Genomic DNA, 14,896 nt, shown 5'->3' with positions numbered 1-14,896 from the left:
CGGGCGTATTACCGCCCCAGGCAAAATGATCTCCCAAAGACCGTGCTCCACCTGCACGGCGTTCCTGAATACCCGTAGGGTCAGGATGTATGACTGCTGCTATATCCGCCGACGGAATCCGTCAGCGGTACGGGGACGTACAAGCCGTCGACGGAGTGTCACTCACCGTCGAGGTCGGCGAGTTCTACGGGATCCTGGGCCCGAACGGCGCCGGGAAGACGACCACGCTGGAGATCCTGGAGGGAATCCGCAAACCCGACGAGGGCCGGATCGAGCTGCTGGGGATGGCTCCCTGGCCGCGTAATCCGAAGCTGCTGCCGCGCATCGGCGTGCAGTTCCAGGCTTCGGCCTTCTTCAACAAACTGACGGCACGCGAGACGATCCGCACCTTCGCCTCCTTCTACGGCGTCGGCCCCAAGCGCGCCGACGCGATGCTGGAGCGGGTCGGCCTGGCCGAGTCGGCCGCGGTGATGACCGACAAGATGTCCGGCGGCCAGGCCCAGCGACTCTCCATCGCCTGCGCGCTGGCCCACGACCCGGAGCTCGTCTTCCTGGACGAACCCACCACCGGCCTCGACCCACAGGCCCGCCGCAACCTCTGGGACCTGCTGCGGGGCATCAACTCCGAGGGCCGCACGGTCGTGCTCACCACCCACTACCTGGACGAGGCGGAGGTGCTCTGCGACCGCGTCTCGGTGATGGACCACGGGAGGATCCTCAGGACCGGCGCCCCGGCCGCCCTGGTCCGGGAGATCGACGACACCGTGCGGGTCAGCGTGGAGTCCGGCCTGCTGAGCGCCGACACCGCCCGCGAACTGCTCGCGGCGGCCGGTGCCGAGATCGCCTCGATCGAGGACGACGGTGTCTCGCTCTCCGTCTCCACCCGGCTCCCGGCCCCGGTGCTCTCCGTACTGGCCGAGCGCAACGCGTTGCGCGGCCTCGAAGTGCGCGGCGCCACCCTGGAGGACGTCTTCCTCCAGCTCACCGGACGGGAGTACCGCGCATGAGCGCCGACCGCACCCAGGCCACCGCAGTGCCCGCGCAGCGGGCCCAGGCCCCGGCCGGCGGCCCCGCCGGAACGCCGGAACGCGAGCGGGTCAGCGCCTTCGGGAGTCTCTCGCGGGTGATGCTGGTCTCCTTCGTCCGGGACCGCGCCGCCGTCTTCTTCGTGATCCTCTTCCCGTTGATGTTCCTGCTGCTGCTCGGCACCCTGCTCAAGGGCGCCACCAGCCCGCACGCCAAGGTCGTCCAGGTCGGCGCGGTCCAGATCCTGGACTCGGTGCAGGGCGACGGCCGGGCCCAACTGGAGAAGGTCCTGACGATCAACCGCAGCGACGACGAGGCCGCCGCGCTGGACAAGGTCCGCAAGGGCGACCTGGACGCGATGATCAAGGAGGGGCCGGACGGCAAGGTGGTACTGCGCTTCAGCGCGGCCGACCAGGTCCGCGCCGGCTCCGTCCAGGGCATCGTCAACTCGGTGGTCCAGCAGGCCAACCAGGCCGCCACCGGCAAACCGCCGGCCTTCGTGCTGGACGCGAGCCAGGTCGAGGACAACTCGCTGAAGCCGATCCAATTCCTCACTCCCGGCCTGCTCGGCTGGGCGGTGGCCACCGGTGCGGTGTTCAGTGCTTCACTGACCCTGGTCTCCTGGCGGCAGAAGAAGGTCCTGCGGCGCCTGCGGCTGGCCCCGGTCAGCGCCGGGTCGATCGTGGCCTCCCGGATCGCGGTCTCGGTGCTGACCGCGCTCGTCCAGACGGCCGTCTTCATCGCGGTCGCCACCACCCCGTTCTTCGGGCTGAAGCTCACCGGAGACTGGTGGCTGATCATCCCGCTGGTGGTGTGCGCCACGATCGCCTTCATGTCGATCGGCCTGCTGGCCGGGTCGGTCGCCAAGACCGAGGAGGCGGCCAACGGCATCTCGCAGATCATCGTGCTGCCGATGTCGTTCCTGTCCGGCTCGTTCTTCCCGGCCGACAACATGCCCGGCTGGCTGAAGACCTTCTCCGAGGTACTACCGCTGAAGCACCTGGTCAGCGCGGCGCAGTCGGTGCTCTCCCGGGGCGGCGGCGTGATGGACGCGCTGCCGACGATGGGCGGGCTGCTGGCCTTCGCCGCCGTGCTCACCGCGATCGCCGGGCGGTTGTTCCGCTGGGAGGACGCGTAGCAGCCGCTCCCCGTCGAGGGGTCCCGCACGGGGTCGTAGGCCGGAAGTCCCGGTGTACGACCCCGTCGGCGTCTGCGACCATGGTCGGGTGAAAGAGATCCGGCGTGGCACGCTCAGCGAGGAGACGTTCTTCGAGCAGGTCGGCGGCGAACCGACCTTCCGTCGACTGGTGCACCGTTTCTACCAGGGCGTCGCCGAGGACGAGTTGCTGCGGCCGATGTACCCCGAGGAGGACCTCGGGCCCGCCGAGGAGCGCTTCGCCCTGTTCCTGATGCAGTACTGGGGCGGCCCCCGCACCTACAGCGAACAGCGCGGCCACCCGCGGCTGCGGATGCGGCACGTGCCGTTCAAGGTGGACCGCGCGGCGCACGACGCCTGGCTGAAGCACATGCGGACCGCCGTGGACGAACTGACCCTGCCGGCCGACGCCGAGCGCCAGCTCTGGGACTATCTCGTCTACGCCGCCGCCTCGATGATCAACACCGAGGGCTGACCGGCCCGGCCTGCCGCCCGGAACGCGACGGGTCGGGTCGCGCCGGGTCCGGTCCTACCGGACCGGGCTGAGCCCCAGACCCGCGCCCGGCGCGGCCGCCGTACGGACCGCCACCGATCCGGCCGGGGCGCTCAGCCGGAGCCAGCCGCCGGCCCGGTGCACGGTGAGCGGGACGGCCGGCTTGAGGAAGCCGATCACATAGGCCGCGTGCACGGCGCGCAGCGGCAGTTCGGGCAGGGCGGCGACCGGCCGGGACCAGATCTCGTCGGCGAGCGCGTCCAGCACCGCACGGGTCCGGTGGTGCTCCGGAACGGCCTCGCTACGCTCGCGGAACTCCCTCACGCCGGCCATCAGTTCGGGGTACACCTCGTCAACGGGGGGCTCACCGGCCGGCCGCCAGCCGGAGCGCGGCGGCAGCAGACCCGCCCAGGCCGGGCCGGTGACGGGCGCGGGCAGCGTGACGGTGTTCGCCTCGCCGTTCACACCGTCCAGCAACTGGCCCGCCGAGACGGTGCGGTCGACGGGCGCGGCGAGCGCGGTCAGCCGCGCGGTGCGGATCGCCAGCGCGCCCGAACCACCCAGCGGCAGCCGTCCGAAGACCGCCAGCACACTGTCGGCCCCGGGCCGGGCCACCGCCTGCAACCGCACCGCCGCCGCCTTGTCGAAGCGCAGCAGGCGGACCAGGAAGGCGGCCAGGTCGGCGGCCTCCCCGGCGTCGGCGAGGGCGAGGGGGGCGGTGGTGGTCAACGCTCGTCAGCTCGAATCGTCAGGTCGTCGGTGGTGGAGCGGATGCTCAGGCGGCCGCGCCGGCCGTCTCCCCGGCCGGGCTGCGGTCGTCCATGCTGCGGTCGTCCATGAAGCGCGTGAGGAACTCCCGCTCCACCGGGCTGATCCGGCGCGGCCGGCCCTCGGCCAGGTCGTAGGGGACGACCACGGTGGACGCCCGGACGTACACCGTCTCGGTGCCGTCCTCGGCGGTGTCCTTGATCTCGTACGAGACCGTCAGCGAGGCGCCGCCGATCCTGGTCACCCAGGTCTCGATGGTGACCGGCTCGGGCCGGTGCACCAGCGGGCGCTTGTAGTCGATCTCGTGGCGGGCCACCACCGAACCGCCCGCGAACTCCCCCGCCCCGGCCGCGGCGGCCTGGGTGAACATGAAGTCGATCCGGGCCTCCTCCAGGTACCGCAGGAAGACCACGTTGTTGACGTGCCCGAAGGCGTCCATGTCGGACCAGCGCAGCGGGCAGGCGTAGATGTGGCGTGCCACGAGTGTTCTCCTCGACGTCCGTTGACCCGCCGGACGGCTGTGGCGGCGGGCCGCGGCCCGGCAGGCCGCCCCGGAGGGCAGTCTGCCGGGCCGTTGTGACAGCTGGATGTCAGCCTCGGGTCAGCTTCTTGTAGGTGGCCCGGTGCGGACGGGCGGCGTCGGCGCCCAGCCGCTCGATCTTGTTCTTCTCGTACGACTCGAAGTTGCCCTCGAACCAGAACCACTTGCTCTCGCCCTCGTAGGCGAGGATGTGGGTGGCCACTCGGTCCAGGAACCAGCGGTCGTGGGAGATGACCACGGCGCAGCCGGGGAACTCCAGCAGCGCGTTCTCCAGCGAGGAGAGCGTCTCGACGTCCAGGTCGTTGGTCGGCTCGTCGAGGAGCAGCAGGTTGCCGCCCTGCTTGAGGGTGAGCGCCAGGTTCAGGCGGTTGCGCTCACCACCGGAGAGCACGCCGGCCGGCTTCTGCTGGTCCGGGCCCTTGAAGCCGAACGCCGAGACGTAGGCGCGGGACGGCATCTCGACCTGGCCGACGTTGATCCAGTCCAGGCCGTCGGAGACGACCTCCCAGAGCGTCTTCTTCGGGTCGATGTTGGCGCGGGTCTGGTCGACGTAGCTGATCTTGACCGTCTCGCCGACCTTGACCTTGCCGGAGTCCGGGGTCTCCAGGTCCTGGAGCATCTTGAACAGCGTGGTCTTGCCGGCGCCGTTCGGGCCGATGATGCCGACGATGCCGTTGCGCGGCAGGGTGAAGCTCAGGTCGTCGATGAGGATCTTGTCACCGAACGCCTTCGAGAGGTTCTCCACCTCGATGACGATGCTGCCCAGACGCGGGCCCGGCGGGATCTGGATCTCCTCGAAGTCCAGCTTCCGCATCTTGTCGGCCTCGGCCGCCATCTCCTCGTAGCGGGCCAGACGGGCCTTGGACTTCGCCTGGCGGCCCTTGGCGTTGGAGCGGACCCACTCCAGCTCCTCGCGGAGCCGCTTGGCGCGCTTGGCGTCCTTCTGGCCCTCGACCTTGAGGCGCGACTGCTTGCTCTCCAGATAGGTGGAGTAGTTGCCCTCGTAGCCGATGGCGCGGCCGCGGTCGAGCTCCAGGATCCAGCCGGCCACGTTGTCCAGGAAGTACCGGTCGTGGGTGACGGCGACGACGGTGCCGGCGTACTTGGCCAGGTGCTGCTCCAGCCAGTTCACCGACTCGGCGTCCAGGTGGTTGGTGGGCTCGTCGAGCAGCAGCAGGTCGGGGGCCTCCAGCAGCAGCTTGCAGAGCGCCACGCGGCGCTTCTCGCCACCGGAGAGCTTGGTGACGGCCCAGTCGCCGGGCGGGCAGCCCAGCGCGTCCATGGCCTGCTCCAGCTGGGCGTCGAGGTCCCAGGCGTTGGCGTGGTCCAGATCCTCCTGGAGCTTGCCCATCTCGTCGAGCAGCGCGTCCGAGTAGTCGGTGGCCATCAGCTCGGCGATCTCGTTGAAGCGGTTGAGCTTCCCCTTGATCTCCTTGACGCCGTCCTCGACGTTCTCCAGGACGGTCTTGGTCTCGTCGAGCGGCGGCTCCTGGAGCAGCATGCCGACGGTGTAACCGGGCGAGAGGAAGGCGTCGCCGTTGGAGGGCTGCTCCAGACCGGCCATCATCTTCAGCACGGTGGACTTACCCGCGCCGTTGGGGCCCACGACGCCGATCTTCGCTCCGGGGAGGAAGCTGAGCGTCACGTCGTCAAGGATGACCTTGTCTCCGTGCGCCTTGCGTACCTTGCGCATCGTGTAGATGTATTCCGCCACGTGAGATCGCTCCGGCGTCGTCGGGAGTAATTCGGCTTGCAGCCTTCCATTGTGCCGCACCCGCCGGGAGCCCCGAACCGCCCCGGCTGCCCCACCGGGGTATCCGCCCGGGCCACCGGACACGGCTGCGCGAGGGCAGGGGCGGCGGACGCGGCTGCGCGAGGGCAGGGACGGGCATGACGGCGGGGCGCCCCGGACGCGAAGCGGCCCGGCCCCCCGCAACAGGTGCGGGGAGCCGGGCCGGGAGTACAGCCGCCTTCGGCGTCCGGCGCCGGTGGCGTTCGGGCGCTCTCGGCGCCCCGGCTGCCTCAGTGGGCCGGCAGCCTCAGTGCCTCAGCGGCCTCAGGCGGCGCTGCGACCGTGGCGGCCGCGACGGCGCAGGACGAAGACCGCGGCACCGCCGGCCACGACCAGACCGCCGGCGGCGGCGGCGATCATCGGGGTGGCGTCGTTACCACCGGTCTGGGCCAGGTCACCGGTGGTGCCGGGGGCCGAGCTGCTGCCGGCCGGAGTCGGCTGCCCGGCCGCGGTGCTGGGGGCGGCCGACGGCGTACCGCTGGGGGTGCCGGTCGGGGTGCCGGTCGGGACCGGGGTGGCCGACGGGCTGGAGGTCGGCGGGGTCACGCTGGAGACCTTGCAGTCCAGGATGCCCTTGAACTCCTTGCTGAAGCCGTTCGGGCCGGTGACGGTGATGTCGTAGGCGGTGTCCTCCGCGACCGGGACGACGACGCTCTCGGCCTTGCCCGGCTGCACGGTGAGCGACTTGCCCGGCTTCACCGTGACGGTGGCCGCCTCGTCACCACCGTTGGTCACGGTGACCCGGACGCCGTTGGAGTCGCACTCGACCTGGGCGGTGCTGTCCAGCAGCGCGCCCTTGCCCTGCTTCCAGGAGCCCTTGGCCGCGTCGGTGACGCTGAGCTTGGTGGAACCGGCCAGGATCATGGTCTGGCTGTGCTTCTCGGGGGTGTAGCCCTTGCTGAGGAAGACCCGGCCGCTGGGCACCACGGTGTCGGCCGCGGCCGTGACGGTGGCCGCGCCGTCCGGGGTGCCCGCGGGCACGTCCAGGAACAGCTGGGTGTCCTTGGCGACCGGACCGGTCAGGCCGGTGACCGGCTTGCCGTCCTTGTCGACCAGCTTCACCTTGTCCGCGGCGTCGCCGGACAGCGCCAGCTTCACCTCGGAGGCGCTGGAGTTGATGGTGAACGGGCCGAGCTTGTTGCCCGGCTTGCCCGACGCCGAGTCCGGGGTGAGGCTCAGCGAGGGCTTGGGCTCGGCGGCGATGCCCTTGTTCTTCTCGCTGACCAGGTAGTCGCGCAGTTGCTTGGCCTGCGAGTCCTTCGGGATGGCGTTCTTGCCGTCCGAGAAGCGCCAGATCGCGGCCTGGGTGCCGGCGGCGGCGTCCTCCTTGGTGAGCTCGCCCTGGACGCCGGCGTCCGTGGCGAGCTTCTTGAGGTCCGTCACCTGCGGGTAGGAGTTCTCCAGGATCCAGCGGATCTTGGCGGCGTCCTGCGCCTTCTCCTTGCGGCCGAGCGAGCTCGACTTCCAGTCCGACTCCTGGTACTCCACCCCGCTGGTGATGTTGACCGGGTGGTCGATGTCGATGCAGTACGTCTGGATCACACCGTTGGCCGTCTTGAGCGTGAACAGACCGCCCTGTATGGAGTGACCGCCCTCGATGGCGATCTCCTCACTCGTCATCGTCGGCTGAATGACAGCCGTGACGCCCGCACCGGGCGCGTCAGCCGCAGCCGCCGCACCGGCCGCGAGCAGGCTTCCGCCCAGCACCAAGCTGGTCGTGAGCATGACAGTGGTGACGCGCGGAAGACTCCGCCCCTGCCTGTGGAACATCTGGGATCCCTCCGGGCCGGGCCATGCCGATGGGCAGCCCGCCTTGCATTGCCGCGCCCCCTGTGACGCAGCCGCATGTGTGTGAACCAGACGAATCCTATTGAGTCCAGGAGGCGCGCAAACCCCCATGCGAAATCAGGACGATTCCGTATCTGTATCGTTATCAACACTCCCAGCTTCCACACAAGCTGACGCTCAGCCAGAAAGTCTGGATCTTTCGGTAAACCGATCCGGGATTGCGCGTGCGGGCACAACAACCGTCTCGATCAACATATTTGTCGACAGTTAAGATCACCCGCCGGTCAGATCAGGGCAGCCTGCTCGCCACCCCCATTCCCCTCGTCGGCCACCTGGGTGCCCGTCACCGACGCCATCGCCGACGCCTTTCGCGCCTCCAGCGCGTCCGCGATCCAGCCCGGCACGGCCTCCCCGACGAGCACACCGGCCGCCGGCCCGGCACCGCCCACGGACTCGCCCCTGACCCCCGACGACCAGCGGAAGACCGTGGTGCCGCGAGTGAGATCGTGTCCGACCGACCGGGCGTCGATCTCGACCCTGCTGCGCCGTGCCTCCCCTTCGGTCCACTCACGCACCCTCAGCCGACCGTTCACCACCACCGGATCACCCTTGGCGAGAGAGCCGATCAGATGCACCGCCAGCGCACGCCAGGCCGTCACCGTCACCCACTGGGTCTCGCCGTCCACCCAGCCGTCCTTCTGCCGGTCGTAACGGCGCTCCGTCGACGCCAGCCGGAAGTTGGCCATCGGGACACCGCCGGCCGTCTCGGCGTAACTCACCTCGGTCGCGACATTGCCGATCACCGTCACCTGGGTCTCGTTCACAGAACACTCTCCGTTCTCCGCGATGCACCGTACGGAATCGATCGGCGCGAGTTGAGAGTGCTCTTCCCCGGAAATCAACGCCAGCGAGATCGGAAATCCTGTGGACAACTCGGGCCTGTGGAAAACCGGGGTCACTCGCAGGAGTGAATTTGAGCCCTTCAAGAGTCCGCTTCACACCCACTTCCGCGCGGCCATGACAAGAAACCGGCCGCTTCCCGCCCCGACCGCACACCCCGAAGGGTGGTTCACTCCACCGTCCGCGCACGTCATCCGACCGAACGAACCCGAATACGACCCCCCACCCGCGTTGGCCGCGACACTTTCTCCGTGCCGAATCCATAACGGGTGGGGCGGCAGCCCCGTAACGACTGCACAACGTCCGGCACGGAAGGCCGCCAGACCGCTGCACTCACGGCCTTCACCTGCGATTATCGGACCGCTCCACCGAAGCCGACACACCCGCGACGGTGTTGTTACACCCGGCCGAGGAACTGGACACCCTTATCCTGTCCCCGACAGGGCAAGGGTCCGCCAACCCCCACCCGCACCCTCAGGCACGGGGCCGGACAGCGGGCGCAGCACGCGCCCGTCGCCCGACCCCGGCAACGGTCACGCCCGCCAGGGCGCCGCCCGTCCCGCCCCCATAGCTCAGCGGATAGAGCACCCGCCTTCTAAGCGGTAGGTCGCAGGTTCGAATCCTGCTGGGGGCACACCTCACCTCTCACCTGGGAAGTCGCCAGGCGTTCGGCACTTTGGCCCAATACGCGGCGGTTGGACACCAACCGCCCGGGCAAATTGGCCATCACTACCCAGCGTGACCGCACAGCAACGCCGGCGCCGGTTTCACCGAATCCCCCCGCCCGTTCCGCCCGACTCTCCCATTACCTCCCGGGTCCGATCCCCGCACGCCCGGAACCCACCCGCGGACACTCGGTGAAATCAGCGAACACGAGGCGTCGCAGCCCGCTCACTTTCTGCTGGCATATGCACGACGGAGAAGCGGAACACCCGCACCCGGGGTACCGGAGGACATTCGCCGCGAACACAGCGAAGCTCACATCACCGACCTCCCCGAGCGGGCCTCGGGACGGAAATGCGCACCTGGCATTCCGCAGCCCGAGAACCGCCCCCGAGCGGCCGGTGGATGACACCACGGTTCCTCCCCGCCCGGCAGCACACCACGAAGCGGGCACCGCCCCGCTCAACCCGCCGTCGCAACCGCCGGGTCCGCCGGGTCCGCCGCCGTCGGCAGACAGGCCAGATAGCCGTCCAGCAACGCGGTCTGCCGCTCGGCCGGGAACTCCCCCGGGGCGAACAGTGCCTGGACCACCAGCCCCAGCACGAAGGCCTGCGCGCCCGCCGCGAGCCGCGCCGCGTCCGCGCCGGCCGGCAGCTCGCCGAGCCGCTGGGCGTCCGTGATGTGCCCCGCCAGCGCCTCCCGTGAGCGCCCGTAGCGGCCGGCGTGCGCGGCCGCCAGCTCGGGGTCGGCCAGCGCCACGTCCCAGGAGCCGACCCAGATCCGGTTGCCCGCCACGGCCGCCTCGTCCAGCGGCAGGACGTCCAGCAGCGCCGCCCGCAGCCGGGCCAGCCCGGCCGGCGGCGGGGGGCCGTCCACCGGGGCGGCGCGGCGCGGGCGCTCGCCGGACCGCCGGTCCAGCACGTCGAGCGCATACGCCACCAGGGCCCGCTTGTTGGCGAAGTAGTGCGTCAACAGCCCGGTGGAGGCGCCCATTTCGGCGGCCACCGCACGCAGCGTCAGACCTTCGAAGCCATGGGCCGACAGCACCCGCCAGACCGCTTCGGAGACTTCCAGGCGGCGGGCGGCATGGTCTCCACGGGCTGGCGTCATGCCGCTATCTTACGTACCAAACGTTTGTTATGTATATATGACTCAACCGGTTCGCACTCCGGCCGCACCCCGACCCTCGCTCCGAAAGGCCCGCCCGTGTTTGCCGTACCGCTCGCCGAGAACGCCGAACTGCGCCCGCTGGAGCCGTGGCAGGCGGCCGAGTTCCTGGCCCACATCGACCGGGCCCGCGCCCACACCGACCCCTGGATCCCCTGGGCCTCCCGCTCCACCGACCTCGACTCGGCCCGCGCCACCCTCCAGGGCTACGCCGACAGGCAGGCCGCCGACACCGGCCGGATCTACGGCATCTGGCTGGACGGCACGCTGGTCGGTGGCGTGATGTTCGTGCACTTCAGCGCCGACGCGGGCAACTGCGAGATCGGGGTCTGGACGGAACCCGCGGGCGAGGGCCGGGGTCTGGTCGGCGCCGCCGTCCGCCATCTGATCGACTACGCCTTCGGCACCCGGGGCCTGCACCGCGTCGAGTGGTACAGCAGCTCGGCCAACGCCCGCAGCCGGGCGGTCGCCCAGCGCATGGGCATGAAGCTGGACGGCACGCTGCGGGAGTTCTTCCTGCACAACGGGGTCCGCCACAACAAGGAGGTCTGGTCGATCCTGGCCCCCGAGTGGAAGCCCGCGGGCTGACGCCGACCCCGGACGGGGCCCGGTGGACGCACCACCGGGCCCCGCCGCACCCGCCCGGCGTCCGGCGTCCGGCGTCCGGCGTCCGGCGTCCGGCGTCCGGCCCGAGGCCACCGAGAACGTCCTGCGCGCCTTCGCCCTGATCGAACGGGGGCTCGGCGACCACTGCGCCGCCACGCCCTGAGAGAGTGGGCCCCACCACGATCTCCCGGAGGTACGCATGGCCCGGCCGCCGCTCACGCGGGACCGCTCCCCGTTCCCGACCCAGGTCGAGGGCCTCAACGCCTTCACCGGCGAGGACGGCGTGGCCGTCCTGGAGTTCGCCCGCCCGCACCGGCGCAACGCCGTCACCCTGGCCATCTGGCAGGCGCTGCCCAAGGTCCTGCTCCGGCTCGCCGAACAACCGGGCGTCCGCGCCCTGCTGGTCACCGGGGCGGGCGGAACCTTCAGCGCGGGCGCGGACATCGCCGAACTCGTCGAGGTCTACGCCGACCCGGACCGGGCCGACGACTACCACGCCGTCAACGTCGCCGCCGAGGAGGCGCTGGCCGCCTTTCCGCACCCCACCGTCGCGGTGGTGCACGGCGCCTGCGTCGGCGGAGGCTGCCAGCTGGCCGTCGCCTGCGACCTGCGCTTCGTCGCCGAGGACGCCCGGCTGGGCATCACCCCGGCCAAGCTCGGCGTGGTCTACCCGGCGGTGCCGACCCTGCGGCTGGCCCGGCTGGTCGGCCCGGCCCGGGCGAAGTACCTGCTGTTCTCCGGGGAGTTGGTGACCGGGCGGGACAGCGCCGCGATCGGCCTCGCCGACCGGGTCGCGCCGGGCGCCGAACTGGACGCCGCCGCACTGGAGTTCGCCCGGCTGCTGACCCGGCGCTCGGCGCAGACGATCGGCGCCGTCAAGGCCGCGCTGGCGGTGCCGCCGGAGCACGCCGCGGCCGCCCTGGAGCCCTGGGAGCGGCGGTCCCGCGAGGCCGGGGACGTCCGCGAGGGCCTCGCCGCCTTCCTGGAGGGCCGCCCGCCCCGGTTCTGATCGACCTCCGCCGGTTCCGAACGGCCTCGCCCCGGGCCCCTCGCCCCGGCTTCCGGGCATCGGGCATCGGGCATCGGGACATTACGATCATCCGACCACCCCGCACCCGATCCCGCCTGGAGCACGCACCCCGATGGCCGAGCCGACGACCGAGCCGACGACCAGGACGACCTGGGCCCGGCGAGTCACCGACGGCGTCGAGCCGAAGAACGTGATCATCGCGATGCTGCCGCTGCTGGGCGTGCTGCGCTACGGCTGGAAGGGCCTCGGCTGGGCGGCGTTCGCCGCGCTGTTCGCGGCGGTCGTCCCGACCCTGTTCATCCAGCGCGGCATCCGCAAGGGCACCCTGGAGGACCGGCACGTCGGCCACCGGCAGCGGCGCCTGGTGGTGATCCCGTTCATCATGCTGTCGGTGCTGACCAGCCTCGCGGTGATGCTCTGGCTGGACGCGCCCGCCGACCTGACCGCGATGGTGCTGGCGATGTTCGCCTCACTGGTCCCGATCCTGGTGATCACCGTCTGGTGGAAGGTCTCCATCCACACCGCCGTCGCCGGCGGCGCGGTGGTCTGCCTGGCCGTCGCGCTCGGCCCCTGGTGGCTGCTGCTCGCCCCGGTGGTCGCACTGATCGGCTGGTCCCGCGTGGTGCTGCGGGACCACACCGCCGCGCAGACCGTCGCCGGCGCGGCGGTGGGTGCCCTGACCGCCGGACTCACCTTCTGGGCCGCCCGGTAACAGCTGCCGGAGCGGCCACCCGTGGCCGCCCGAGACCACCCGGAGTCACCCGCGCGATCACCCACCCGAACCACCCGCCCGAACCGCTTCGCGACCGGTCACCGAATCGGCAGGCCGGAGATCGCCCGGGCGATCACCAGCCGCTGGATCTCGCTGGTCCCCTCGAAGATCGAGTAGATCGCGCTGTCCCGGTGCATCCGCTCCACCGGGTACTCCCGGGTGAACCCGTTGCCCCCGAGGATCTGCATCGCCTGCGCGGTGACCCACTTGGCGGTCTCACCCGCGTACAGCTTGGACATCGAACCCTCGGCCGAGGTGAACGGCTGGTTGGTGGCCGCCATCCAGGACGCCCGCCAGACCAGCAGCCGGGAGGCGTCGATCCGGGTCCTCATGTCGGCCAGTTGGAAGGCCACACCCTGGTTGTCGATGATCGGACGGCCGAACTGCACCCGGGTCTTCGCGTAGTCGAGCGCCACCTCGTACGCGGCCCGGGCGATGCCGATCGCCTGCGCGCCGACCGCCGGGCGGGAGGCCTCGAAGGTGGCCATCGCGGCGTTTCCCCGGCCGCCGCCCTTCCGGGCGCCCTCGCGGGCCCGGGCCAGCCGCTCCGTCAGCTTCTCCCGGCCACCGAGCAGGCAGTGGCCGGGCACCCGGACACCGTCCAGGACGACCTCCGCGGTGTGCGAGGCGCGGATGCCGTGCTTCTTGAACTTCTGGCCCTGACTCAGCCCGGGCGTACCCGGCGGGACGACGAAGGACGCCTGCCCGCGCGCGCCGAGCCGCGGATCGACGGTGGCCACCACCACGTGGACGGCGGCGATCCCGCCGTTGGTGGCCCAGGTCTTGGTGCCGTTCAGCACCCACTCGTCCTTGGCCTCGTCGTAGACGGCGCGGGTGCGCAGCGCGGAGACGTCGGAGCCGGCGTCCGGCTCGGAGGAGCAGAACGCGGCGACCTTGACGTCGCCCGGCGTGCCGAACATCTGCGGCGCCCAGGTGCCGATCTGCTCGTCGGTGCCGTTGGCGAGCACCGCGACGGCGGCCAGCGTGGTGCCGACGATGGCGAGGCCGATGCCCGCGTCGCCCCAGAACAGTTCCTCCATGGCGATCGGGATGCCCACGCCGGAGGGGTCGAAGTACTGCTGGGCGTAGAAGTCCGGGGAGTAGATGCCCAGCCTGGCGGCCTCCTGGATGATCGGCCAGGGGGTCTCCTCGCGTTCGTCCCACTCGGCCGCGGCGGGCCGCATCACGTCGGCGGCGAAGCCGTGCAGCCAGTCGCGTACGGCGAGCTGGTCCGCGCCCGGGTCCAGCGAGAAGGTGCCCATGGTGCCTCCGGTCGAAGGGGTCGAGGGGGTCCGGACGGTGCGGGAGGGTCTGCGGCGGCACCCGCGGCGGGCCCGGGGAACGGGCGCCGGCGAGCGGCCCCCGGGGAGCGGGCGCCGAAACGGTGTCGGGCCGGTGTTACCGGCGGTAACATCGCCGGAGTCTGCTACTGATGGGCAACACGTGTCAACGCCCCCGCCCGGACCAGCCAGGAGCCCCCGTATGCCATCCGCCGCCCCCGCCAACCCCGGCGAGCCGCGCCGCGAGCAACTGCTCAACGCCGCCGACCGGGTGATCCGGCGCGACGGGCCGGCCGCCAGCATGAACGCCATCGCCGCCGAGGCGGGGATCACCAAACCGATCCTCTACCGCCACTTCGGCGACCGGAACGGGCTGATCCGGGCCCTGACCGAGCGCCACACCCGCAGTCTGCTGGCCGCCGTCCGGGCCGCACTCACCGAACCGCTGGAGCGCCGGGACCGGGTCGAACACGTACTGGACACCTACCTGGCCGGCATCGAGGCCCGCCCTCAGGTCTACCGGCTGCTCACCCACCCCGAGCCCGGCGACCCGGGCGGCGCGGGCAACGCGCTCGCCCCGGCCCTGCGGCAGATCGCGGAGGAGATCACCGGGGCCGTGCGGAGCCAGGTGGACCTCGGCCCCGACCGCGACCTGCTCGCCGAGGCCTGGGGCCGGGGCATCACCGGCATGGTGCTGGCGGCCGGCGACTGGTGGCTGGAGTCCCGGCCCTGCTCACGCCCCCGGATGGTCCAGGCGCTCGCCGACCTGCTCTGGGGCCGGCTGGCCGCGGCCGCCGACCTGCCGACCGCCGTCCCGCCCACCGCACCGGCCCCCGATCCCGCCGCGCCGGCGTCCGACCCGCGCTGAGGCCCCCGGCCCGTGGCCCGGCACCGGTGGCCCGCCGACGAGGGGC

The 14,896-nt window shown here is 71.4% G+C and carries 15 protein-coding genes and 1 tRNA gene; 9 read left to right on the top strand and 7 right to left on the bottom strand.

What is annotated here, in order from left to right:
• Positions 1-89 precede the first annotated feature (89 nt).
• The 3 genes from ACIP82_RS23445 (at position 90) to ACIP82_RS23435 (ending at position 2,657) form a co-directional block, all read left to right on the top strand.
• Positions 90-1,007, top strand: coding sequence for an ABC transporter ATP-binding protein (locus tag ACIP82_RS23445; RefSeq protein ID WP_363608078.1), 918 nt, complete (start codon positions 90-92; stop codon positions 1,005-1,007).
• Complete coding sequence (locus ACIP82_RS23440) at positions 1,004-2,164, top strand: ABC transporter permease (RefSeq protein WP_363608079.1); 1,161 nt, start codon at positions 1,004-1,006, stop codon at positions 2,162-2,164. Before ACIP82_RS23445 ends, ACIP82_RS23440 begins: the two co-directional genes overlap by 4 nt.
• Before the next feature lie 88 nt (positions 2,165-2,252).
• Positions 2,253-2,657, top strand: a complete 405-nt coding sequence (locus tag ACIP82_RS23435; RefSeq protein WP_400655816.1) for a globin — start codon at positions 2,253-2,255, stop codon at positions 2,655-2,657.
• 54 nt (positions 2,658-2,711) lie between these two features.
• Here ACIP82_RS23435 and ACIP82_RS23430 read toward each other — a convergent pair whose 3' ends face one another.
• From ACIP82_RS23430 to ACIP82_RS23410, 5 genes are all read right to left on the bottom strand, one after another.
• The gene (locus ACIP82_RS23430; RefSeq protein WP_363608081.1) at positions 2,712-3,404 is read right to left on the bottom strand and encodes a hypothetical protein; all 693 of its coding nucleotides are present in this window, start codon (positions 3,402-3,404) and stop codon (positions 2,712-2,714) included.
• 46 nt (positions 3,405-3,450) lie between these two features.
• Positions 3,451-3,924, bottom strand: a complete 474-nt coding sequence (locus ACIP82_RS23425; protein WP_363608082.1) for a thioesterase family protein — start codon at positions 3,922-3,924, stop codon at positions 3,451-3,453.
• A 109-nt stretch (positions 3,925-4,033) separates the two neighbouring features.
• Positions 4,034-5,698 carry an energy-dependent translational throttle protein EttA gene (ettA, locus tag ACIP82_RS23420; RefSeq protein ID WP_363608083.1) on the bottom strand — a complete coding sequence of 555 codons (1,665 nt, stop codon included), beginning with the start codon at positions 5,696-5,698 and terminating at the stop codon, positions 4,034-4,036.
• Between the two features lie 342 nt (positions 5,699-6,040).
• Positions 6,041-7,396: a Cys-Gln thioester bond-forming surface protein gene (locus ACIP82_RS23415; protein WP_400655813.1), complete on the bottom strand. Its 1,356-nt coding sequence runs from the start codon at positions 7,394-7,396 to the stop codon at positions 6,041-6,043.
• Positions 7,397-7,848: 452 nt separating this feature from the next.
• Positions 7,849-8,523, bottom strand: coding sequence for a single-stranded DNA-binding protein (locus ACIP82_RS23410; RefSeq protein ID WP_363608085.1), 675 nt, complete (start codon positions 8,521-8,523; stop codon positions 7,849-7,851).
• 502 nt (positions 8,524-9,025) lie between these two features.
• On the opposite strand from ACIP82_RS23410, the gene ACIP82_RS23405 reads away from it, so the two are divergent.
• A tRNA-Arg gene (locus ACIP82_RS23405) sits at positions 9,026-9,098 on the top strand.
• A 491-nt stretch (positions 9,099-9,589) separates the two neighbouring features.
• Here ACIP82_RS23405 and ACIP82_RS23400 read toward each other — a convergent pair.
• Positions 9,590-10,237 (bottom strand): TetR/AcrR family transcriptional regulator, encoded by a 648-nt coding sequence (locus tag ACIP82_RS23400; protein WP_400655810.1) that lies wholly within the window; start codon positions 10,235-10,237, stop codon positions 9,590-9,592.
• Between the two features lie 96 nt (positions 10,238-10,333).
• Here ACIP82_RS23400 and ACIP82_RS23395 point away from each other — a divergent pair, with 96 nt between their 5' ends.
• From ACIP82_RS23395 to ACIP82_RS23380, 4 genes are all read left to right on the top strand, one after another.
• Entirely contained in the window at positions 10,334-10,882 is a 549-nt protein-coding gene (locus tag ACIP82_RS23395) for a GNAT family protein (protein ID WP_363608087.1), read from the top strand.
• A 22-nt stretch (positions 10,883-10,904) separates the two neighbouring features.
• Positions 10,905-11,063 carry a hypothetical protein gene (locus tag ACIP82_RS23390; protein WP_400655807.1) on the top strand — a complete coding sequence of 53 codons (159 nt, stop codon included), beginning with the start codon at positions 10,905-10,907 and terminating at the stop codon, positions 11,061-11,063.
• Between the two features lie 36 nt (positions 11,064-11,099).
• Positions 11,100-11,909: an enoyl-CoA hydratase/isomerase family protein gene (locus ACIP82_RS23385; RefSeq protein WP_363608089.1), complete on the top strand. Its 810-nt coding sequence runs from the start codon at positions 11,100-11,102 to the stop codon at positions 11,907-11,909.
• A gap of 133 nt (positions 11,910-12,042) precedes the next feature.
• Positions 12,043-12,642 carry a phosphatase PAP2 family protein gene (locus ACIP82_RS23380; protein WP_363608090.1) on the top strand — a complete coding sequence of 200 codons (600 nt, stop codon included), beginning with the start codon at positions 12,043-12,045 and terminating at the stop codon, positions 12,640-12,642.
• A 98-nt stretch (positions 12,643-12,740) separates the two neighbouring features.
• On the opposite strand, the gene ACIP82_RS23375 is transcribed toward ACIP82_RS23380, so the two are convergent.
• Entirely contained in the window at positions 12,741-13,964 is a 1,224-nt protein-coding gene (locus tag ACIP82_RS23375) for an acyl-CoA dehydrogenase family protein (protein WP_363608091.1), read from the bottom strand.
• Positions 13,965-14,184: 220 nt separating this feature from the next.
• On the opposite strand from ACIP82_RS23375, the gene ACIP82_RS23370 reads away from it, so the two are divergent.
• A complete protein-coding gene (locus ACIP82_RS23370) occupies positions 14,185-14,850 on the top strand; it encodes a TetR family transcriptional regulator (RefSeq protein WP_363608092.1) in 666 nt (221 codons plus the stop codon).
• Positions 14,851-14,896 lie beyond the last annotated feature (46 nt).

The sequence above is a fragment of the Kitasatospora sp. NPDC088548 genome (genome assembly GCF_044753005.1).
Classification (GTDB): Bacteria; Actinomycetota; Actinomycetes; order Streptomycetales; family Streptomycetaceae; genus Kitasatospora.
Note: the sequence above shows the minus strand (reverse complement) of the source record. Positions and strands in the feature narration are given on the sequence as shown.